Source organism: Salmonella sp. NW177 (assembly GCF_051811585.1).
Taxonomy (GTDB): domain Bacteria; phylum Pseudomonadota; class Gammaproteobacteria; order Enterobacterales; family Enterobacteriaceae; genus Salmonella; species Salmonella enterica.
Genome location: NZ_JAMMZV010000007.1, coordinates 110385 through 130296 on the forward strand (window position 1 = coordinate 110385; position 19912 = coordinate 130296).

General features: G+C 52.4%; 18 protein-coding genes and 1 pseudogene. 7 read left to right on the top strand and 12 right to left on the bottom strand.

Annotation, left to right across the window (positions count from 1 at the left end):
- Positions 1–50 precede the first annotated feature (50 nt).
- The 3 genes from argF (NA986_RS18875) to arcA all read right to left on the bottom strand — a co-directional run bounded on the left by argF (NA986_RS18875) (position 51) and on the right by arcA (position 3330).
- Entirely contained in the window at positions 51–1055 is a 1005-nt protein-coding gene (gene argF, locus NA986_RS18875; RefSeq protein ID WP_000237031.1) for an ornithine carbamoyltransferase, read from the bottom strand.
- A gap of 111 nt (positions 1056–1166) precedes the next feature.
- Positions 1167–2099, bottom strand: a complete 933-nt coding sequence (gene arcC / locus NA986_RS18880; protein ID WP_000428751.1) for a carbamate kinase — start codon at positions 2097–2099, stop codon at positions 1167–1169.
- A gap of 10 nt (positions 2100–2109) precedes the next feature.
- On the bottom strand, positions 2110–3330 hold the full coding sequence (gene arcA, locus NA986_RS18885) for an arginine deiminase (protein WP_000410846.1): 1221 nt from the start codon (positions 3328–3330) through the stop codon (positions 2110–2112).
- 675 nt (positions 3331–4005) lie between these two features.
- Between arcA and NA986_RS18890 the strand changes: the two genes are divergently transcribed.
- Entirely contained in the window at positions 4006–4458 is a 453-nt protein-coding gene (locus NA986_RS18890) for a YhcH/YjgK/YiaL family protein (RefSeq protein ID WP_023216479.1), read from the top strand.
- A gap of 73 nt (positions 4459–4531) precedes the next feature.
- On the opposite strand, the gene argF (NA986_RS18895) is transcribed toward NA986_RS18890, so the two are convergent.
- Positions 4532–5536: an ornithine carbamoyltransferase gene (gene argF / locus NA986_RS18895; protein ID WP_023216480.1), complete on the bottom strand. Its 1005-nt coding sequence runs from the start codon at positions 5534–5536 to the stop codon at positions 4532–4534.
- Positions 5506–5685, bottom strand: coding sequence for a putative translational regulatory protein ArgL (gene argL / locus NA986_RS18900; protein WP_371045364.1), 180 nt, complete (start codon positions 5683–5685; stop codon positions 5506–5508). Before argL ends, argF (NA986_RS18895) begins: the two co-directional genes overlap by 31 nt.
- A gap of 16 nt (positions 5686–5701) precedes the next feature.
- Here argL and rraB point away from each other — a divergent pair, with 16 nt between their 5' ends.
- Together rraB and miaE are read left to right on the top strand one after the other, a co-directional pair.
- Positions 5702–6118, top strand: coding sequence for a ribonuclease E inhibitor RraB (rraB, locus tag NA986_RS18905; RefSeq protein ID WP_000002940.1), 417 nt, complete (start codon positions 5702–5704; stop codon positions 6116–6118).
- An 11-nt stretch (positions 6119–6129) separates the two neighbouring features.
- Positions 6130–6941, top strand: a pseudogene (gene miaE / locus NA986_RS18910) (tRNA isopentenyl-2-thiomethyl-A-37 hydroxylase MiaE).
- A 234-nt stretch (positions 6942–7175) separates the two neighbouring features.
- Here the strand turns inward: miaE and NA986_RS18915 are convergent.
- On the bottom strand, positions 7176–7664 hold the full coding sequence (locus tag NA986_RS18915) for a DUF3617 domain-containing protein (protein ID WP_023216481.1): 489 nt from the start codon (positions 7662–7664) through the stop codon (positions 7176–7178).
- 106 nt (positions 7665–7770) lie between these two features.
- On the bottom strand, positions 7771–8274 hold the full coding sequence (locus NA986_RS18920) for a GNAT family N-acetyltransferase (RefSeq protein ID WP_001519079.1): 504 nt from the start codon (positions 8272–8274) through the stop codon (positions 7771–7773).
- Between the two features lie 194 nt (positions 8275–8468).
- Between NA986_RS18920 and NA986_RS18925 the strand changes: the two genes are divergently transcribed.
- A complete protein-coding gene (locus NA986_RS18925) occupies positions 8469–9656 on the top strand; it encodes a YjgN family protein (protein ID WP_001066975.1) in 1188 nt (395 codons plus the stop codon).
- 141 nt (positions 9657–9797) lie between these two features.
- Here the strand turns inward: NA986_RS18925 and NA986_RS18930 are convergent, their stop codons facing one another.
- From NA986_RS18930 to pepA, 3 genes are all read right to left on the bottom strand, one after another.
- The gene (locus NA986_RS18930) at positions 9798–12653 is read right to left on the bottom strand and encodes a valine--tRNA ligase (RefSeq protein WP_023216482.1); all 2856 of its coding nucleotides are present in this window, start codon (positions 12651–12653) and stop codon (positions 9798–9800) included.
- Positions 12653–13096 (bottom strand): DNA polymerase III subunit chi, encoded by a 444-nt coding sequence (gene holC / locus NA986_RS18935; RefSeq protein ID WP_023194710.1) that lies wholly within the window; start codon positions 13094–13096, stop codon positions 12653–12655. Before holC ends, NA986_RS18930 begins: the two co-directional genes overlap by 1 nt.
- A 136-nt stretch (positions 13097–13232) precedes the next feature.
- Positions 13233–14744 carry a leucyl aminopeptidase gene (gene pepA, locus NA986_RS18940; RefSeq protein ID WP_000397158.1) on the bottom strand — a complete coding sequence of 504 codons (1512 nt, stop codon included), beginning with the start codon at positions 14742–14744 and terminating at the stop codon, positions 13233–13235.
- 280 nt (positions 14745–15024) lie between these two features.
- Here pepA and NA986_RS18945 point away from each other — a divergent pair, with 280 nt between their 5' ends.
- From NA986_RS18945 to lptG, 3 genes are all read left to right on the top strand, one after another.
- Positions 15025–15075 carry a hypothetical protein gene (locus tag NA986_RS18945; protein ID WP_212724070.1) on the top strand — a complete coding sequence of 17 codons (51 nt, stop codon included), beginning with the start codon at positions 15025–15027 and terminating at the stop codon, positions 15073–15075.
- Positions 15076–15138: 63 nt separating this feature from the next.
- Positions 15139–16239: an LPS export ABC transporter permease LptF gene (lptF, locus tag NA986_RS18950; RefSeq protein ID WP_000584132.1), complete on the top strand. Its 1101-nt coding sequence runs from the start codon at positions 15139–15141 to the stop codon at positions 16237–16239.
- Positions 16239–17321 (top strand): LPS export ABC transporter permease LptG, encoded by a 1083-nt coding sequence (gene lptG, locus NA986_RS18955; protein ID WP_001182242.1) that lies wholly within the window; start codon positions 16239–16241, stop codon positions 17319–17321. The genes lptF and lptG overlap by 1 nt, the downstream gene beginning before the upstream one ends.
- 195 nt (positions 17322–17516) lie before the next feature.
- Here lptG and idnR read toward each other — a convergent pair whose 3' ends face one another.
- Positions 17517–18515: a DNA-binding transcriptional regulator IdnR gene (idnR, locus tag NA986_RS18960; RefSeq protein WP_001244061.1), complete on the bottom strand. Its 999-nt coding sequence runs from the start codon at positions 18513–18515 to the stop codon at positions 17517–17519.
- A gap of 63 nt (positions 18516–18578) precedes the next feature.
- On the bottom strand, positions 18579–19898 hold the full coding sequence (idnT, locus tag NA986_RS18965; RefSeq protein ID WP_001128356.1) for a gnt-II system L-idonate transporter: 1320 nt from the start codon (positions 19896–19898) through the stop codon (positions 18579–18581).
- Positions 19899–19912 lie beyond the last annotated feature (14 nt).

Consider the following 19912-nt stretch of genomic DNA (forward strand, 5'->3'; position numbering starts at 1 on the left):
TCTCTCCTGATATCACGGATATGCGCCGCAAGGGCGCATATCCTGTGGGATTAGTCGCCGAGCGTCGCCACCATGACCGCTTTGATGGTGTGCATCCGGTTTTCCGCTTCATCGAAGACTATCGAGCCTGCGGACTCGAACACCTCTTCCGTGACCTCCAGTCCTTTCAGGCCGTAAGCCATTTCGATTTCGCGTCCCACTTTGGTGTGCTCGTTATGGAAGGCGGGCAGGCAGTGCATAAACTTCACATCAGGATTACCGGTAGCGTTTACCACCTGCTGGTTGACCTGATATGGCGTCATCAGACTGACGCGCTCCGCCCAGGCTTCTTTGGGTTCTCCCATCGAGACCCAGACGTCGGTATAGAGGAAATCCACGCCGTGAACGCCGTCTTCAACGCTCTCCGTTAAGGTGATACGAGCGCCGGTAACGCTGGCGATTTCCCGGCACTGCGCGACCAGCGCGGCATCAGGCCAGAAGGACTTTGGCGCTATCAGGCGGATATCCATGCCCATCTTCGCCGCGCCCACCATCAGCGAGTTGCCCATGTTGTTGCGCGCGTCGCCCAGGTAGGCGAAGCTCAGTTCCGGCAGCGTTTTACCCGGCGCGTGTTCCAGCATGGTCATCAGATCGGCCAGGATCTGTGTGGGGTGAAATTCATCGGTCAGGCCGTTCCAGACGGGAACGCCCGCGTATTCCCCCAGCTCTTCCACAATGTGTTGACCAAAACCGCGATATTCGATGCCGTCATACATCCGCCCCAGGACGCGAGCAGTATCTTTCATGGACTCTTTATGGCCGATCTGCGAGCCGCTTGGGCCGAGATAAGTCACCTGCGCGCCCTGGTCGAAAGCGGCGACTTCAAACGCGCATCGGGTGCGGGTAGAGGTTTTTTCAAAAATCAGCGCGATGTTTTTGCCGATCAGTGTTTGCTTTTCGCATCCGGCTTTTTTTGCGGCTTTCAGCTCAATAGCCAGATCGATGAGGTGTTGGATTTCCGCCGGGGTGTAGTCAAGCAGCTTCAAAAAGTTACGATTTTTCAGTGAAATAACCATTACAATATCCTTGTTAAAATGAATTGCCTGATGGCGCTGCGCTTATCCGGCCCACGGTTATGCGCGCTCTGTAGGCCGAATAAGGCGGAAGCCGCCATCCGGTAAAAAGCCTTATGCGTCAACGTCGGCGGTTTCACACCGAATCAAAGTGCCTTTCTCGCCCGCGAGAATGGCTTGCCCATCCGCCAGCGAGCCGATTCCGGCAATGCCGCGGCAATGGCTGACAAACTCAGCGCAGGCGGTCACTTTCGGGCCCATCGAACCGGCGTCGAACTGCATTTCACGAAGCAGCTCCGGCGTAACCTGCGCCAGCGGGCGTTGGGTGGGCTTACCCCAGTCGAGATACACCGCGTCGGCATCGGTCAGAATGAGCAGCGCGTCGGCGTGAATTTGGCTGGCAAGCAGGGCGGCGGACAGATCTTTGTCGATCACCGCCTCGATACCGTGGTAGCCATCGGCTTTTTCCACGACCGGCACGCCGCCGCCGCCGTTACAGATAACCAGGTGATCGCGGCTAATCAGCGCGCGGATGGCATCGTTTTCCACAATGCGTTTCGGCTGCGGGGAGGGCACAACGCGGCGGAAGGCGTTACCGTCGGCTTTGAATACCCAGCCCTTTTCTGCCTGTAACGCACGGGCCTGCGCTTCGTCGTAAATCGGTCCGATATATTTGGTTGGATTGAGGAATGCCGGGTCGTTGGCATCGACTTCGACCTGGGTGAGCAGGACGCTGATTTCACGCTCCGGCAGATGATTCTTCAGCGCCTGTTGCAGCATGTAGCCAATCATGCCCTGGCTTTCCGCACCGAGAATATCGAGCGGGTAGGGCGTAACGTTAGCGTAGGCGCTATTTTGTAGCGCCAGCAGTCCTACCTGTGGGCCGTTGCCGTGCACTAACACCACGCGCCATTGCCGGGTAAGCTGGGCGATGGTTCTGGCCGCCAGTTCGATATTTTTACGCTGAATATCAGCCTCCAGCGGTTCGCCGCGTTTGAGCAGCGCATTGCCGCCCAGCGCGACGACCAGTGTGCGTTTGTTTTCCATAACGTCTCCTTTAAATACCATCGCGTTCCAGTGGACAGCTCATGCAGCGTGCGCCCCCGCGCCCGCGACCCAGTTCATCGCCGGGAATGGGAAGGACGGTAATGCCGGCTTTGTCGTATTTTTCGTTGGTCCAGATGTTGCGCTCATAGCCCACCACCACGCCGGGACGCAGGGTGAGCACGTTATTGGCGTCATTCCACTGTTCGCGCTCAGCTTCAAATGCGTCGCCGCCAGTGGTGATTAAGCGCACCTGATCGATGCCAAGCGCTGTTTCAAGAGCATGAACCAGCGTGCTCTCCTGGGTTCGTTTCAGACCGCCGCGTCCGTCTGGCGTCAGCGTCCAGCACTGAACGTCCGGGCGAACGACTTCCGGATAGACGGAGAAGGTGTCGATATCAATGTGGGTCATGACGGTATCAAGGTGCATACAGGAGCGATGTTTTGGCAGTTCAACGGCAATGACGCGTTCCGCCTGACGATGTTTAAACAATGCCTGCGCCAGGAACTCAACGCCCTGCGGCGTAGTACGTTCAGACATACCGATCAACACCGCACCGCGGCCAATCACCAGCACATCGCCGCCCTCTAAAGTGGCGTGGTCGTAATTAATGTCCTCGTCGCCGAAATATTTAATGAAATCACCGCCTGCGAATTGAGGATGCCAGCGATAAATAGCACGTAAATTATTCGTTTCACGTTGGCGTGCAGGTTTCGCCATGGGGTTAATTGAGACGCCGTTATATATCCAGCAGGACGTGTCACGGGTAAATAGGTGATTCGGTAATGGCTTCATAATAAAGTCATTAATATCGTGAGTATCGACCACCATATTTTTTATGGAGGCGGGGATTTCGCCGTAAGTTAAACCGCCGCTTAAATGGCGAGCCAGTTCACGGTGCGGCATATCCGCCAGCCAGGCGCGAATATCTGCGGCAAAGGTGGGCCCAAGGCGATAATCGGAAATTTGCGTGTCCAGTAGCCAGGCTTTAGCGTCAGCCACATCCAGCGTTTGGGTGAGCAGGTCGGTTAACAGCAACACTTCTATCCCTTGCTGGCGCAGCGTGTTGGCAAAAATGTCATGCTCTTCGCCAGCGCGCTCTACGGATAATACATCGTCAAAAAGTAATTCCTGACAATTTGAAGGGGTAAGTCTTTTTAGGCTGAGATTGGGCCGATGCAACATTACGCTGCGTAATTGACCGATTTCAGAACCGACAAAATGCTTTTCCATCATTATACCTTTTACATAATTTCAAGAATAAAGAAGGAGTGGCTGCAAATATTTAGCGTGCTTGCAGTCGCGGCGTTTCAGTTAAATTCGGGAGCAATGATTGAATTTTATTTGGGTTGTTAATGTGATGAGATTCACATCAATCAAGGAGTGCTATTTTTCTTACTTAATATATGAACCGGGTCAGAGAAATTCAAAAAACAATAAGGCATTAAATGAATTACTACGCAGCTATATGGTTTGTTATTTTTTTATTGTTAATTATTTGTTTGCTGTATTGAATGATGTTTAAATCTTAACTCATTGAAAATAAACTTATTATTTTTAATGGTTGCATAACTATGCGTGAGGGGGATTTTATTATCGGGGATATTTAAATAATTTAAAAATAACTATGGATAGAGAAGTCATTTATGCAGGGAGAGCGAATTGTGATCGCTAAAACGTTTTTATGTTAACGCCTTTAATATCAAAGCGTTGTTAGTGGTGGCAATTTGGCGCCGCTGGGGTTTATGCATAGGTACTGCATAAAGTTGGGCGAACTATTAACAATATATAAACACCGCTGGCGATAAACATGCGCTGGCGCAAAATCGATGAGAGTAAGGGTAGTATGGTAGCCATTTTTCTCGTATAAAGAGAAATATAAAACGCTGTTTTAACTAAGGGGATGCGATGATTATTGGCAATATTGAACATCTGGAGGCCTGGCTGCCGACGGCGTTACGGCAGGCGATTGAGCACGTCAATGCGCATGTCACGGCAACGACCGCGCCAGGTAAGTATGACATTGACGGCGACAGGCTGTTTTATATGATTTCTGAAAATATGACGGAGCCGGGCGAATCGCGTAGCGCAGAGTATCACGCCCGTTATCTTGATATTCAGATTGTGCTACAAGGTCAGGAAGGGATGGCATTCAGTACCCGGCCTGCGGGAACGCCGCACACGGACTGGCTGGCGGATAAAGACATTGCATTTTTACCGACGAGCGTCGACGAGAAAACCCTCGTCCTGAACGAAGGCGACTTTGTGGTGTTTTATCCCGGCGAAGTGCATAAGCCCCTGTGCGCGGTGGGAGAACCGGCGCGGGTACGTAAAGCGGTTGTGAAAATGCTGATGGCGTAATATTTTGTGCCGGATGGCGGCGCCTGCACGTTGCGATCTTGTAGGCCAACCGCCATCCGGCATTATCACGACATTATTTAGACAGCGTCGCTACCATTACTGCTTTGATGGTATGCATTCGGTTTTCCGCTTCATCAAAGACAATGCTGGCCGCAGACTCAAAAACCTCGTCGGTCACTTCCATCCCGCCATGTAAACCGTACTCTTCGGCCATTTTTTTGCCGAGCGTGGTTTCATCATCATGGAACGCAGGCAGACAATGCAGGAACTTAACCTGCGGATTGCCGGTTAACGCCATCATCTGGCTGTTGACCTGATAATCACGCAGCAGGGCAATACGCTCCGCCCATTTCTCTTTGGGTTCGCCCATAGAGACCCAAACATCGGTATAGATAAAATCCGCGCCTTTTACGCCTGAGGTGATATCTTCGGTCAGGGTGATGGCGCCGCCGTTCTTTTTCGCCATGGCGCTGCACTCCGCCACTAACGCGGCTTGCGGCCAGCAGGCTTTTGGCGCGACCAGGCGGAGATCCAATCCTGTTAACGCGGCGGCTTCCAGCATGGAGTTACCCATGTTATTACGCGCGTCTCCGGCATAGACCAACGTCATCTCGTTAAAGGCTTTACCCGGCAGATGTTCCTGCATGGTGAGCAGATCCGCCAGTAATTGCGTTGGGTGATACTCATCGGTTAAACCGTTCCATACCGGCACACCGGAATATTCAGCCAGCGTTTCGACGATCTCCTGGCCATATCCTCGATACTGAATACCGTCAAACATCCGGCCCAGGACGCGGGCAGTATCTTTGATGGACTCTTTATGGCCGATCTGGCTCCCGCTGGAACCCAGGTACGTCACGCGCGCCCCCTGATCGTATGCGGCAACTTCGAAAGAGCATCGTGTCCGGGTCGAGTCTTTTTCGAAGATGAGCGCAATATTCTTACCCACCAGCTTTTGTTCTTCTTTACCGTTTTTCTTATCGGCTTTCAGTTTGGCGGCAAGCTGCAACAGAGCAGTGAGCTCGCTGGCGGTGAAATCAAGTAACTTTAAAAAAGGTTTTTGGTAAAACGTAGACATACTTCCCTCACATGGCTTAGGCCTCTCATTGAATTAAAATTCACTTTATATGGATGATTATTCATTTGCAACCCTGTTTGATAAAACTTTTCTCGATAAGGTGGAGGCAACGTCGGCGGTATGTGACAATAAGAGTATCGGCAGGACATCTATGAGGAACGAGCTATGGCAAACCCGGAATTACTGGAAGAGCAGCGTGAAGAAACGCGGTTAATTATTGAAGAGTTACTTGAGGACGGCAGCGATCCGGATGCGCTGTACACTATCGAGCATCACCTTTCCGCTGACGATTTCGAAACGTTGGAAAAAGCCGCGGTAGAAGCCTTTAAACTCGGCTATGAAGTGACGGAGCCGGAAGAGCTGGAAGTGGAAGAGGGCGATACGGTTATTTGTTGCGACATCCTCAGCGAGTGCGCGTTGAACGCCGAACTCATCGACGCTCAGGTTGAGCAACTGATGAACCTGGCGGAAAAATATGATGTCGAATACGACGGCTGGGGAACCTATTTTGAAGACCCTAATGGCGAAGAGGGTGATGACGACGATTATGTCGATGAAGATGACGACGGCGTGCGTCACTAAAGCTGCATAGTATGACGGTACGGCAGCATCTGCTGTCGTATTTTTTTACAGGTTACGTATGAATTACCCGCAAATACTCTCTCCGGTGCTTAATTTCCTGCATTGCCCGACGCCGCAGGCGTGGATTGTCCAGGCCCGCGATCCGCAAAATCTTCCTCTTCTGCTTACCGATCACTTGATCTGCGAACTGAAGGCTGCGCAAACCGCGTTGCTGTTGGTGCGTAAATATGTCGCCGATAAATCGGGCGCCGACGCGCTGCTCGCCTGGCTGCAACCTTACGAGGCGTTCGCGTTTCGTCAGGGGCCGGAGCCGGATTTTGTTGCCCTGCATAGACAGATTAGCAAAAGCGCCATGCCGCAAACTGATGACCCCTGGGGTCGTCAGCTTATCGACCGTATGGTGTTATTGATTAAAGAGGAGTTGCACCATTTTTGGCAGGTACGCGAGGTCATGCAGGCCAGAAACATTCCTTATGTGAAAATCACCGCCAGCCGCTACGCGAAAGGAATGTTGAAAGCGGTACGCACGCACGAACCGCTCACCTTAATTGATAAGCTGATTTGCGGGGCGTATATCGAAGCCCGCTCCTGCGAACGTTTTGCCGCTCTGGCGCCCTGGCTGGATGAGGATTTACAGACGTTTTATCTCTCGCTTCTGCGCTCCGAAGCGCGGCATTATCAGGATTACCTGGCGCTGGCGCAGCAGATTTCCGCCGAGGACATTTCTGCGCGCGTGCGCTATTTTGGCGAGGTAGAAGCTGACCTTATCTTGTCGCCAGACCGCGAGTTTCGTTTTCATAGCGGCGTGCCAGCCGCCGGATAAAGGGTAAAATTAAAGATTAGCGTTTTTATCTTTTACGCTGTCGCCACCTGCGTGGTCATCCGCCCGACATCAAACTGCTGGCGAGCAGGAAAAGTCATTTTCATGATATTCTGTCCTGAGTAAAGCCTGCCCTGCGGCAGGCAAAAAGAACTCACTCAGTGTTATATTCCCGAAAGGTGACCTTGAACAATGCCATTATTGCATCAATCACTACGGGTTTTTGTGTTGAAATAGTTACTGTTTCACGCCTTTTGACGCTTCAGAGCAGGTCTTGCCAACAAAGGTTTGTTTAATTTTGTTGATGGAGGTTGTTTTATTACCTCCTGCATCGACATCCGATTTCATGGTCATCGCAAATTCTGTATCGCTTATTTTCGTCGTTTCTACAATAGAGTGCGATTTGACATCAGGATTATTACAGACAGTCTCATTGATCAGTTTGGTATCCGTACTTTCTACAAATGTTGTCGTGCAACCGCCTGCACTGGTAGAAAAACCCTTCACCATTTTTTTAGAATCTTCAGACATTTTAGGGGTATAACATATAAGCGTCGCTATGCCCGAATTTTTTTCATCCATTAATACTTCTTTTGTATCTGGATTGATGGTGCGCATTTCTATATTTTCCATTTTCCATTCGCCGGGCTGTATATCTAGTGCATATACATTAGAGATACTAATAAACATAGCGGGGAAAACAATTGCTGATAATAGGCGTTTCATTTATAACTTCCTTGAATAATAAGTGATTCCCGGATAACAGGATGTTTCCGGGATTACTTATATCAGCAAAAATAATACCTGGCGAGGATAAATAAACGCCTGGTTTTCAGAGATCCTTTAACATCCTCACTTCGCAATCGACATGTCCGGTGCAGCCGAGCGGTTCGCTAATATGTTCAAATCCTAAACGTTCGTATAGCGCAATCGCCTCGCGTAAAAAAGCCGTTGTTTCCAGATAGCAGCGTTTAAAACCCTGTTCACGGGCATGATCCAGAGCCATCAGCGCCAGCTTTTTCGCCAGCCCCTGACCACGAATCACCGGTAAAAAATACATTTTTTGCAGTTCACAAATGTCTGGTTCGCTACAGGATAACGGCGCCACGCCGCCGCCGCCCACCACACAACCGTTTTGCTCTACCACCCAGTAGGCCGCGCCCGGTTGGCTATAAACCTGATACAGTTCATCCAGATTGGGGTCGGCAACGGTATAACCTTTATCGGCGGTAAGTCCGTATTCCGCTGAAACCTGACGGATGACACGGGCAATAGCGGCATTGTCGGCGGTAGTGATTCGGCGCACCGTGAGCGTTGGCGAGGCGACATTATTCATAATATGGCTCAATTTTTAAAATTTATTTATAGATTACTTTAATACCACCGTCTTGAGTCACGCGCAAGGAGATCCTGAATCAGACAAAATAAAAGGCGGAAAAATTAAACAAAAATAGTATCGTAGTCAAATCAGTAACAATTTACTGGTTTTTATTATTAATTCTAATAGATTGTAATTCAGGGATATGATTCATGAATAACGTTATCAGTAGTAAAGATAACCATAATCACACGTTGGTGTTTACAGGCAAGGGCGGAAAGTATTTTGTTATTTGCCTTGTGAATTTCTTGTTGACGTGTATCACGTTGGGAATCTATGCGCCGTGGGCGATGGTGAAATGTCGACGTTATATTTATACTAATATGACGCTAAACAATCAGCCTTTTGCTTACAAAGCCACGGGCGGCGCATTATTTATTAGTGTGTTGTTAGTTTTTATTATTTATATTGTTAGCCTCTCTCTTATTGAACACGGTCATCCCGGTCTCGGTTTTACGCTATTCGGCTTATTAATTGCGATTATTCCTTTTATGGCGGTGAAAGGATTACAGTATCAGGCGATGATGACTTCGCTTAATGGCGTACATTTTGGATTCCAGTGTTCCATGCGGCGCGCCTGGTGGTACATGTTCGCTCTCCCGGTACTCCTGATGGTGGCGCTTTATATTGTTCTTTATATTATCTCACTGGTAACCATCGCCGTCGGCGGTTTAGTGTTCAATATCGTTTTTCTCGGTTTGCTGGCTATTATTGGGATAGGGGTCATTAACGGTATTACCTACAGCAAATGGATGACCTTGTTTGGCAATGGCGCAAACTTTGGCATTCATCGTTTCTCGATTCAGGTTAATGTTAAAACGTGCATCAGAGGGTGCGTGTTGGCAATGTTGACCCTTTTCCCTTTTGCTGTCGTGATTGGTTATCTAATCGCGCCGGTGTTCACCGACATGATTCTTTTGAGTATGATGGGGAATGCGCAGGCAGGAGGGGCGCTTATTCTGCAATATTATGGCCAGATAATGGCATGTTATTTCCTCTATTTTCTCGCGATTATTGTGGTAACCAGTTACTTATATGTGGCGTTACGCAACCTGTTTTTAAACAATTTGTCACTGGCGAACGATTCGATTCGTTTTCATTCCTCTGTCACTGCACACGGTATGCTGTGGCGGTTACTGGTGGTGTTTGTGATTTCCGGCGTGACCTTAGGGCTGGCTTATCCGTGGTTGAAAATTTGGCTGGTGAGCTGGCTGGCGCAGAATACACAGGTCCAGGGCGATCTGGATTCGCTTGAGTTAACCAATGATGAGAAGCCGCTGGAAAACAGCCCGCTAATGTGGATTTCTCGTGGCATCATGCCTTACTTCCCGTTTATCTGATGTAAAAAGGCCGACGTTTACGTCGGCCCATAATTCATGTTGTCGGATGGAGGCGTGAATGCCTTATCCGGCCTACCGATCGCGCCATGTCAATAAGCGAACGTGTAGGCCTGGTAAGCGAAGCGCCATCAGGCTTTCAGATTACAGCGCGCTAATAACCGCCTGCTGCTCAATCAGCTTCGCTTTGGCTTCTGCGTAACCGTCCAGCTTCTCACGCTCTTTGGCAATCACCGCTTTCGGCGCACGGGCGACGAAACCTTCGTTGGACAGTTTGCCTTCGATACGGGCAATCTCGCCTTCAATTTTCGCCACTTCTTTCGCCAGACGCGCCAGCTCATCGTCTTTGTTGATGAGGCCTGCCATCGGGATCAGCAGTTCGGCGCCGTCGATGATTTTGGTCACGGAAACCGGACCTTTGCCATCGGCTGGCAGCACGGTGATGCTTTCCAGACGCGCCAGGGTTTGCAGGAAGCTACGGTTGTCGTTAACACGACGAACGGCTTCTTCACTACAGCCGCGCAGCAGCAGTTCCAGCGGTTTGCCCGGGGCGATGTTCATTTCCGCACGAATGTTACGTACCGCGACGATCGCCTGCTTCAGCCACTCGGTATCGGCCAACGCGGCTTCATCCACCTGTGCGGCGTTATATTCCGGGAACGGCTGCAGCATGATGGTGTCGGCGGTAATGCCACAGATAACCTTCACGCGCTGCCAGATGGTTTCGGTGATGAACGGAATGATCGGGTGCGCCAGACGCAGCAAACCTTCCAGCACGGTGACCAGCGTATGGCGGGTGCCACGCAGTTCAGACTCGCAACCTCCGGTCATTACCGGCTTGGTCAGCTCCAGATACCAGTCGCAGAACTGGTTCCAGGTGAACTCGTACAGGATGCCCGCGGCGATATCGAAGCGGAAGCTGTCCAGCGCGTCGCGGTACGCTTTAACGGTCTGGTTGAATTCCGCCAGGATCCAACGGTCAGCCAGCGACAGGGTCATTTCACCGCCGTTGAAGCCGCAATCCTGCTCTTCGGTGTTCATCAGCACAAAGCGGCTGGCGTTCCACAGCTTGTTACAGAAGTTACGGTAGCCTTCCAGACGCTTCATATCCCAGTTGATGTCGCGACCGGTCGAGGCCAGCGCCGCCAGGGTAAAGCGCAGGGCGTCGGTGCCGTGCGGCTCGATGCCGTTCGGGAACTGCTTCTCGGTACGCTTGCGAATTTTCTCCGCCATCTGCGGCTGCATCATATTGCCGGTGCGTTTTTCCAGCAGTTCCGGCAGGGAGATGCCGTCCACCATATCCAGCGGGTCGATAACGTTACCCTTGGATTTGGACATCTTCTGGCCTTCGTCGTCGCGAATCAGACCGGTCATATAGACGGTATGGAACGGCACCTGCGGCTTGCCGTTTTCATCTTTGATGAAGTGCATGGTCATCATGATCATGCGGGCAATCCAGAAGAAGATGATATCGAAGCCGGACACCATCACGCTGGTGGGGTGGAACTGACGCAGGGCGTCGGTGTTTTCCGGCCAGCCGAGGGTGGAGAAAGTCCACAGTGCGGAGGAGAACCAGGTATCGAGAACGTCTTCGTCCTGACGAAGCTGAACGTCGGCGCCGAGGTTATTTTCCTGACGCACTTCGTCTTCGGTACGGCCAACGTAGACGTTGCCGTCGTTGTCATACCATGCCGGGATACGGTGACCCCACCACAGCTGACGAGAGATACACCAGTCCTGGATATCACGCATCCAGGAGAAGTACATGTTTTCGTACTGCTTCGGCACGAACTGAATGTCGCCGTTTTCAACCGCTTCCACCGCCGGTTTCGCCAGCACGTCGGCACGGACGTACCACTGGTCGGTTAGCATCGGTTCGATAACCACGCCGCCACGGTCGCCGTAAGGGACGGTCAGATCGTGCGGTTTAATTTCTTCCAGCAGGCCCAGCGCGTCAACGGCAGCAACGATGGCCTTACGGGCAGCAAAGCGTTCCAGCTTCTGGAACTCAGCCGGAATCTCGCTGGAATAAACGTCAGACTCTTCACCTTTGGTATCGAACACTTCCGCGCTTTCGCGAATGTCGCCGTCAAAGGTCAGGATGTTGATCATCGGCAGGGCGTGACGTTTCCCGACTTCGTAGTCATTAAAGTCGTGCGCCGGGGTGATTTTTACGCAGCCGGTGCCTTTTTCCATATCGGCGTGTTCGTCGCCCACAATCGGAATGCGGCGGTTAACCAGCGGCAGAATAACGAATTTGCCAATCAGATCTTTATAACGCGGATCTTCCGGGTTCACGGCCACGCCGGTATCGCCCAGTACGGTTTCCGGACGGGTGGTGGCGACGACCAGGTAATCTTTACCGTCTGCGGTTTTCGCGCCGTCGGCCAGCGGATAGCGGATGTGCCACATGGAGCCTTTGGACTCGCGGTTTTCCACTTCCAGGTCAGAGATGGCGGTGCGCAGTTTCGGGTCCCAGTTCACCAGGCGCTTGCCACGGTAAATCAGGTCTTCTTTGTACAGGCGAACAAAGACTTCTTTCACGGCATTGGAAAGGCCTTCGTCCATGGTGAAGCGCTCACGTTCCCAATCAACGGAGTTGCCGAGACGGCGCATCTGACGGGTAATGGTGCCGCCGGATTCCGCTTTCCATTGCCAGATTTTGTCGATAAACGCATCGCGGCCGTAGTCGTGACGGGTTTTACCTTCTTCAGCGGCAATCTTGCGCTCAACCACCATCTGGGTTGCGATCCCGGCGTGGTCGGTGCCGACCTGCCACAGGGTGTTTTTACCCTGCATACGCTGGTAACGGATCATGGTATCCATGATGGTTTGCTGGAAAGCATGTCCCATATGCAAACTGCCGGTGACGTTCGGCGGCGGGATCATGATGCAGAAGGACTCTTTGCTTTCGTCGCCGTTAGGCTTGAAATAGCCCTGCTTTTCCCAGTGCTCGTAAAGCGGCTGTTCGATATCTTGGGGGTTATATGTCTTTTCCATTATTTCCAGGTTGCCGTATTCAGGTTAAAACCAGCCACGCGGTAGGCTTTGTAGCGTTCGCGCGCCAGTTGTTTCAAAGTTTCTTCGTAAGGGACGAAGTCTACCACTTCTGTGAAAGCGGTGGCAAAATCTGCAAAGCTTGTACGCAGGCTGATTAAAATATCGCGTGGGCTGCTGTTGCGTTTTTCCGGCCAGGCGATTTCAACCGGCGCGCCGCCGCGTGGGCCTTCGCCTGCCAGATTGTGCGGGACAAAACTTTCCGCCGGTCTTGCCCACAACGCTTCATCCAGCCGAATGGCCTGCTTCTCATCTTCGCAGGCGATCAGCACGCGCTTGCCGGCGCGCCAACGTTCTGCGGCAATTTCACACACCAGTTGTTCAACAGCGCTTAAACCGTTGACGGTAGTGTCATTATCCAAAAGATAGAACGTCGCATTTTTCATATATGGGGCTTCTTGTGGTGGATTTAAATGCGTTGCCATGATGCCTCCCGTAGGCCGGATAAGCGCAGCGCCATCCGGCAAAACGCCTGATGGCGGCGCTAATACGCCTTATCAGGCCTACGGGGTAATCTCAAACTTACTCTTCGCCGTTAAAGCCCGCACGATTGAGCAGGAACTGCGACAGCAGCGCTACCGGACGACCCGTTGCGCCTTTCGCTTTGCCGGATCGCCAGGCGGTGCCGGCGATATCCAGGTGCGCCCAGTTATACTTACGGGTAAAGCGTGACAGGAAGCAGCCCGCGGTGATAGCGCCGCCAGGACGACCACCAATGTTCGCCATATCCGCAAAGTTGGACTCCAGTTGTTCCTGGAACTCATCGCCCAGCGGCAGACGCCACGCGCGGTCGCCCGCTTGCTCGGACGCGCCGATCAGTTCATGCGCCAGCGGGTTATGGTTCGACATCAGACCGGTAATGTGATGGCCCAGCGCAATCACGCAGGCGCCGGTTAGCGTCGCGACGTCGATAACCGCTTCCGGCTCGAAGCGTTCAACGTAGGTCAGCACGTCGCACAAAACCAGACGGCCTTCAGCATCGGTATTCAGCACTTCAACCGTTTGACCAGACATGGTGGTCAGCACGTCGCCCGGACGATACGCGCGTCCGCCCGGCATGTTTTCACAGCCCGCCAGTACGCCGATAACGTTAATCGGTAGCTGAAGCTCGGCAACCATACGCATCACGCCGTAAACCGCCGCCGCGCCGCACATGTCGTACTTCATCTCGTCCATCCCTTCAGATGGCTTGATGGAGATGCCGCCGGAGTCGAAGGTCAGGCCTTTACCCACCAGCACGATCGGGCGCGCGTCTTCGGACGGATTGCCCTTGTACTCAATCACCGACATCAGCGATTCATTCTGCGAACCGTGGCCGACCGCCAGATAAGCGTTCATACCCAGTTCGCGCATTTGCTGTTCGCCGATGACGCGGGTGATGACATTTTTGCTGTAGCTGTCAGCCAACTGGCGCGCCTGTGACGCCAGGTAGGCGGCGTTACAGATATTGGGCGGCATGTTGCCGAGATCTTTCGCGGCCTTAATCCCGGCGGCGATGGCCAGACCGTGCTGAATGGCGCGTTCGCCGCTGGTGAGCTCACGGCGGGTCGGCACATTAAAGACCATCTTACGTAGCGGGCGGCGCGGCTCGCTCTTGTTGGTCTTGAGTTGATCAAAGCTATAAAGCGTCTCTTTGGCCGTTTCGACGGCCTGACGCACTTTCCAGTAGTTGTTGCGGCCTTTGACGTGCAGCTCGGTCAGGAAGCAGACAGCTTCCATCGAGCCGGTATCATTCAGAGTATTTATCGTTTTCTGAATAACCTGCTTATACTGACGTTCATCAAGCTCGCGCTCTTTGCCGCAACCAATGAGGAGGATTCGCTCGGAAAGAACGTTAGGAACATGGTGCAGTAACAGAGTCTGCCCCGGTTTTCCTTCCAGTTCGCCGCGACGCAGCAATGCGCTGATGTATCCGTCGCTAATTTTGTCGAGCTGTTCTGCAATCGGAGAAAGGCGACGCGGTTCAAAGACGCCCACGACAATGCAGGCACTCCGCTGTTTCTCCGGGCTACCGCTTTTTACACTGAACTCCATGCACTATGCTCCTGAATCTTAAAGACAACAGTGGTGGCTACAGCTATACTCGTCGTCTTTCAAGTTGCAGATGCGTTGGCTGCGCCTGCTCACCCCTGTCACTTACCTGATGTAAGCTCCGGGGCTTCACAGTCTTGCCGCCTGCCTGCAACTCGAAATCCATTAGAGTATAGAAATTGAAAGCTTTCGTAACTCATGTCCGCTGTTGCGGTGACTTCGTGTTAATCTTAACGTTATTACGGCATTGGCACGTCAGAACAAGTTCTGAGAGGTGAATCCGCTGAGTATAATGATCTTAGCGATGATTTCGACGACTCAAGAGAATAAATGACGTTTAAGCCATGAAACAAGCTAAATTCCAGCAAAAAAATGGGTTTTTACGGGCGTATTTAAAGTGATAATCATAAGATATCTGGTGCGGGAGACGCTCAAAAGCCAGCTGGCGATACTCTTCATCTTACTTTTGATCTTCTTTTGTCAAAAGTTAGTGAGGATTCTCGGCGCGGCGGTTGACGGCGATATTCCCGCAAATCTGGTGCTCTCGCTTCTGGGGCTGGGCGTACCGGAAATGGCGCAGCTCATCCTGCCTTTAAGCCTGTTCCTGGGGCTGCTGATGACGCTGGGCAAACTGTATACCGAAAGTGAAATTACGGTCATGCACGCCTGTGGGTTGAGCAAAGCCGTACTGGTAAAGGCCGCCATGGTACTGGCGTTATTTACCGGTATCCTTGCGGCGGTTAACGTGATGTGGGCCGGCCCCTGGTCGTCAAAACACCAGGATGAAGTGCTGGCGGAGGCGAAAGCGAACCCCGGTATGGCGGCGCTGGCGCAGGGGCAATTCCAGCAGGCGACCAACGGCAGCTCGGTGCTGTTTATCGAAAGCGTTGACGGCAGCGACTTCCACGATGTTTTCCTGGCGCAGATTCGCCCTAAGGGCAATGCTCGTCCTTCTGTGGTCGTGGCCGATTCCGGACACCTTACTCAGTTGCGCGATGGTTCCCAGGTTGTCACCTTAAACAAAGGGACGCGTTTTGAAGGGACGGCGTTGCTACGCGATTTTCGCATCACCGACTTCCAGAACTATCAGGCGATTATTGGCCATCAGGCCGTGGCGCTGGACCCGAACGATACTGACCAGATGGACATGCGCACGCTGTGGAATACCGACAACGATCGTGCTCGCGCCGAGCTGCACTGGCGTATCACGTTAGTCTTTACCGTATTTATGATGGCGCTGATGGTCGTGCCGCTTAGCGTGGTGAATCCACGTCAGGGGCGCGTCTTGTCTATGTTGCCCGCCATGCTGCTTTATCTGCTGTTCTTCCTGATCCAGACCTCCATTAAATCGAATGGCGGTAAAGGCAAACTGGACCCGGTTATCTGGATGTGGGCGGTCAACCTGATCTATCTGGCGTTGGCGATTGGTTTAAACCTGTGGGATACGGTGCCGGTCCGCCGCCTGCGTGCCCGTTTTCTGCGTAAAGGAGCGGTATAATGCAGCCATTTGGTGTACTTGACCGCTATATCGGTAAAACCATTTTTACCACCATCATGATGACGTTGTTCATGCTGGTGTCGCTCTCCGGGATCATCAAGTTTGTCGATCAGCTGAAAAAAGCGGGGCAGGGTAACTACGACGCGCTGGGCGCGGGTATGTACACCCTGCTCAGCGTACCTAAGGATATCCAGATCTTCTTTCCTATGGCGGCGCTGCTTGGCGCGCTGCTGGGACTGGGGATGCTGGCGCAGCGTAGCGAACTGGTGGTGATGCAGGCATCGGGTTTCACCCGTATGCAGGTGGCGCTGTCGGTGATGAAAACGGCTATCCCCCTGGTGCTGTTAACCATGGCGATCGGCGAATGGGTCGCCCCGCAGGGCGAGCAGATGGCGCGTAACTATCGTGCGCAGGCGATGTATGGCGGTTCGCTGCTTTCCACCCAGCAAGGTCTGTGGGCGAAAGACGGGAATAACTTTGTCTATATTGAACGGGTGAAGGGCGACGAGGAACTGGCCGGCATTAGTATTTACGCTTTCAACGATCAGCGTCGTTTGCAGTCGGTGCGTTATGCCGCTTCGGCAAAATTCGATCCGGAGCATAAGGTCTGGCGTTTGTCGCAGGTGGATGAGTCCGATCTGCAAAACCCGAAACAGATCACCGGTTCGCAGACGGTGAGCGGCACCTGGAAAACGAATCTGACGCCGGATAAGTTAGGCGTGGTGGCGCTGGACCCGGATGCGCTTTCCATCAGCGGTCTGCATAACTACGTTAAATATCTGAAGTCGAGCGGACAGGACGCCGGACGTTATCAGCTCAATATGTGGAGTAAAATCTTCCAGCCGCTCTCCGTGGCGGTGATGATGCTGATGGCGCTGTCGTTTATCTTTGGACCGCTGCGTAGTGTGCCGATGGGCGTGCGCGTGGTGACGGGGATTAGCTTCGGCTTCGTGTTCTACGTGCTCGATCAGATCTTCGGCCCGCTCACGCTGGTATACGGCATTCCGCCGATTGTCGGCGCGCTGCTGCCGAGCGCGTCTTTCTTCCTGATTAGCCTGTGGCTAATGCTGCGTAAGTCGTAATCACAGTAATCGTAGGCCTGATGGCGCTGTGCTTTTCAGGCCTACTCCGGACCCGTAGGCCGGATAAGGCGTTAGCGCCGCCATCCGGCAGATAGCCTGGTATTCCTCGAATGATGTAGTGCGTAACCTGACGCGTGGCGCTTTTGGCTACCCGTTAAGCTCAGGCAAGCTGCGGGAAAAAGTAGATCAAAAAATTTATAACGTGCTGCCGTGATAAATCTGATAACCCAAATCAATCGTATTATGGTTGAGATCGTTATTTTTAATTTTGTTGAGCAACATCTGCGCGGCTCTGCGCCCGATCTCAAAACGAGGGGTAATTACGCTGGCGAGGCTCGGTATCATTTGCCTGCCCATCTCCAGACCGTGGAAGCCGGCGATGGAGATCTGCTCCGGTACGGCCAGTTGACGCTCGCGGCACCACAGTAGAGCGCCCATTGCGATATCGTCGTTAGTACAAAAGACGCCATCCACGTCCGGGTGCGCAGCAAGCGCATCACGCATTAGCTGTATCCCCAGATGGATAGAGGAGATAGCGCGGGGATTGATGCGCAACGGCGCCAGCCCCCGGCGCGTCATCGCATCGCAGTAGCCGTGATAACGCTGCTCATCACGGATATCGTCTTTTGAACCCAGATAGAGGATTTTCCGCCGCTGGCGTTTATCCAGCATGGTGCTGACCATATCAAAGGCGGCCTGACGGTTATCAAACCCCACCTCCATATCTAAGCGATCGCCCTGGATATCCATGAGTTCTACAATCGGAAGGGTAGCTGAGCGCAGGAATTTGACGGTTCTGAGGGTATGATATTTTTCTGAAAGAATAATGCCGTCGATATTGTAAGACAGTAAATTGATAACGGACTCTTCTTCCGAATCGCGATTGTAATTGTAATTCGCAATGAGAGTTTGGTAGTTATGACCCGACGTTACGGATTCAATCCCGGCAAGAATGTCGGCAAACAACTGGTTCTGAAAAGAGGGGATCAGCACGCCCAGAGTGTAACTTTGCGCGTTTAACAGCATAGCTGGCGCGCGATTTGGTATGTAGTTAATTTCCTCCATGATCTGCGCAATACGCTCGCCGGTTTCCCTGGCGACTTTTTTCGGCGAGCGGATGTAACGGCTCACCGTCATTTTTGTCACGCCTGCAAGCGTAGCGATATCCTGCAAAGAAATTCTGTGATTCCTCATGTTTTCTCCAGTACCGGGGGCGGGAACGTCGCCCCCATGGTTAATTGGGCTGCGGATGATGAATTAATGCAGAACCGCATTCAGCGCCAGTACGCCCAGCAATCCCATGACAGAAATCAATGTTTCCATAACGGTCCAGGTGCGTAGGGTTTCCCCGACGCTAAGATTAAAATACCCTTTAAATAGCCAAAAACCGGGATCGTTAACATGTGATGCAATAACGCTTCCCGCGCCTGTCGCCAGTACCATTAACGCCGGATCGGCGTGGGTTACGTTAATAATCGGCAATACGACGCCCGCTGTGGTTATCGCGGCCACGGTCGCGGAACCTAACGCAATACGCAGCACGGCGGCTACCGTCCAGCACATTAATAACGGAGATAGCGAGGTGCCGGTCATTAATTGCGAGATATATTGGCCCACGCCGCTATCCACCAGCACTTGCTTAAACGCGCCGCCGCCCGCGATGATAAAAACAATCATCGCAATAGCGCCAATGGACTCGCCGACGATATCCATCACCTGCTCAACCGTACGTCCATTGCGTCGGCCCAGCGTAAAAATGGCGATGATAATGGCAATAAACAACGCCACTGCTGGATTACCGATAAATTCGAAGAAAACCCGCACGGCATTCGTTTTTGGCAGCGTGATTTCACATACCGCTGCGATGGCCATCAGAATGACCGGGATCACGGCGGCAAAAATACTGTTCCAGAATGACGGCATCTCCTCTTCACTGAATAGGTGAGGATTAAATAATCCTTCAGGCGGCGCTTTTTCAAATCGCGCCAGCAATTTTGAAAACAGAGGGCCGGCAACAATCACGGTCGGTATGGTAATGATTAACCCATACAGTAGGGTCGTACCGAGATTTGCCTCAAAAATTGTCGCAATAGCGGTAGGGCCGGGATGCGGCGGCAGGAAGCAGTGCGTAACGGATAAGGCGGCGACCATTGGAACCCCGACATACAGCAATGGCAGTCCCGATGAGGCCACAATCGTAAAAACGAGCGGCAACAGCAGTACGAATCCGACTTCAAAAAACATTGCCAGGCCGACGATAAGCCCGGTGATCACCAGCGCCCATTGCACGCGTTTTTTGCCGAACGTATTAATGAGCGTCGTCGCAATGCGCTGCGCGGCGCCGGTGTCGGAAATTAATCTTCCCAGCATCGCGCCAAAACCGAGGATCATGGCGAGTCCGCCCAGAGTACCGCCAATTCCGTTTTGTATGGAGTGCAGGACGTCTTGCGCGCCCATCCCTTCGGCAAATCCCACCACGGCGGCAACCAGAACAAGGGCGATAAAGCCGTTAACTTTAAAGCCAATCATTAAGACCAACAGCAGCGCAACGCCTGCCGCAATAATTATTAATGGCATATTCGTCTCTCTTA

Excerpts from the sequence above, each read along its gene's own strand:
- argF (WP_000237031.1), bottom strand. The coding sequence starts at position 1,055 with ATGGTTATTTCACTGAAAAATCGTAACTTTTTGAAGCTGCTTGACTAC.
- arcC (WP_000428751.1), bottom strand. The coding sequence starts at position 2,099 with ATGGAAAACAAACGCACACTGGTCGTCGCGCTGGGCGGCAATGCGCTG.
- arcA (WP_000410846.1), bottom strand. The coding sequence starts at position 3,330 with ATGGAAAAGCATTTTGTCGGTTCTGAAATCGGTCAATTACGCAGCGTA.
- NA986_RS18890 (WP_023216479.1), top strand. The coding sequence starts at position 4,006 with ATGATTATTGGCAATATTGAACATCTGGAGGCCTGGCTGCCGACGGCG.
- argF (WP_023216480.1), bottom strand. The coding sequence starts at position 5,536 with ATGTCTACGTTTTACCAAAAACCTTTTTTAAAGTTACTTGATTTCACC.
- argL (WP_371045364.1), bottom strand. The coding sequence starts at position 5,685 with ATGTCCTGCCGATACTCTTATTGTCACATACCGCCGACGTTGCCTCCA.
- rraB (WP_000002940.1), top strand. The coding sequence starts at position 5,702 with ATGGCAAACCCGGAATTACTGGAAGAGCAGCGTGAAGAAACGCGGTTA.
- NA986_RS18915 (WP_023216481.1), bottom strand. The coding sequence starts at position 7,664 with ATGAAACGCCTATTATCAGCAATTGTTTTCCCCGCTATGTTTATTAGT.
- NA986_RS18920 (WP_001519079.1), bottom strand. The coding sequence starts at position 8,274 with ATGAATAATGTCGCCTCGCCAACGCTCACGGTGCGCCGAATCACTACC.
- NA986_RS18925 (WP_001066975.1), top strand. The coding sequence starts at position 8,469 with ATGAATAACGTTATCAGTAGTAAAGATAACCATAATCACACGTTGGTG.
- NA986_RS18930 (WP_023216482.1), bottom strand. The coding sequence starts at position 12,653 with ATGGAAAAGACATATAACCCCCAAGATATCGAACAGCCGCTTTACGAG.
- holC (WP_023194710.1), bottom strand. The coding sequence starts at position 13,096 with ATGAAAAATGCGACGTTCTATCTTTTGGATAATGACACTACCGTCAAC.
- pepA (WP_000397158.1), bottom strand. The coding sequence starts at position 14,744 with ATGGAGTTCAGTGTAAAAAGCGGTAGCCCGGAGAAACAGCGGAGTGCC.
- lptG (WP_001182242.1), top strand. The coding sequence starts at position 16,239 with ATGCAGCCATTTGGTGTACTTGACCGCTATATCGGTAAAACCATTTTT.
- idnR (WP_001244061.1), bottom strand. The coding sequence starts at position 18,515 with ATGAGGAATCACAGAATTTCTTTGCAGGATATCGCTACGCTTGCAGGC.
- idnT (WP_001128356.1), bottom strand. The coding sequence starts at position 19,898 with ATGCCATTAATAATTATTGCGGCAGGCGTTGCGCTGCTGTTGGTCTTA.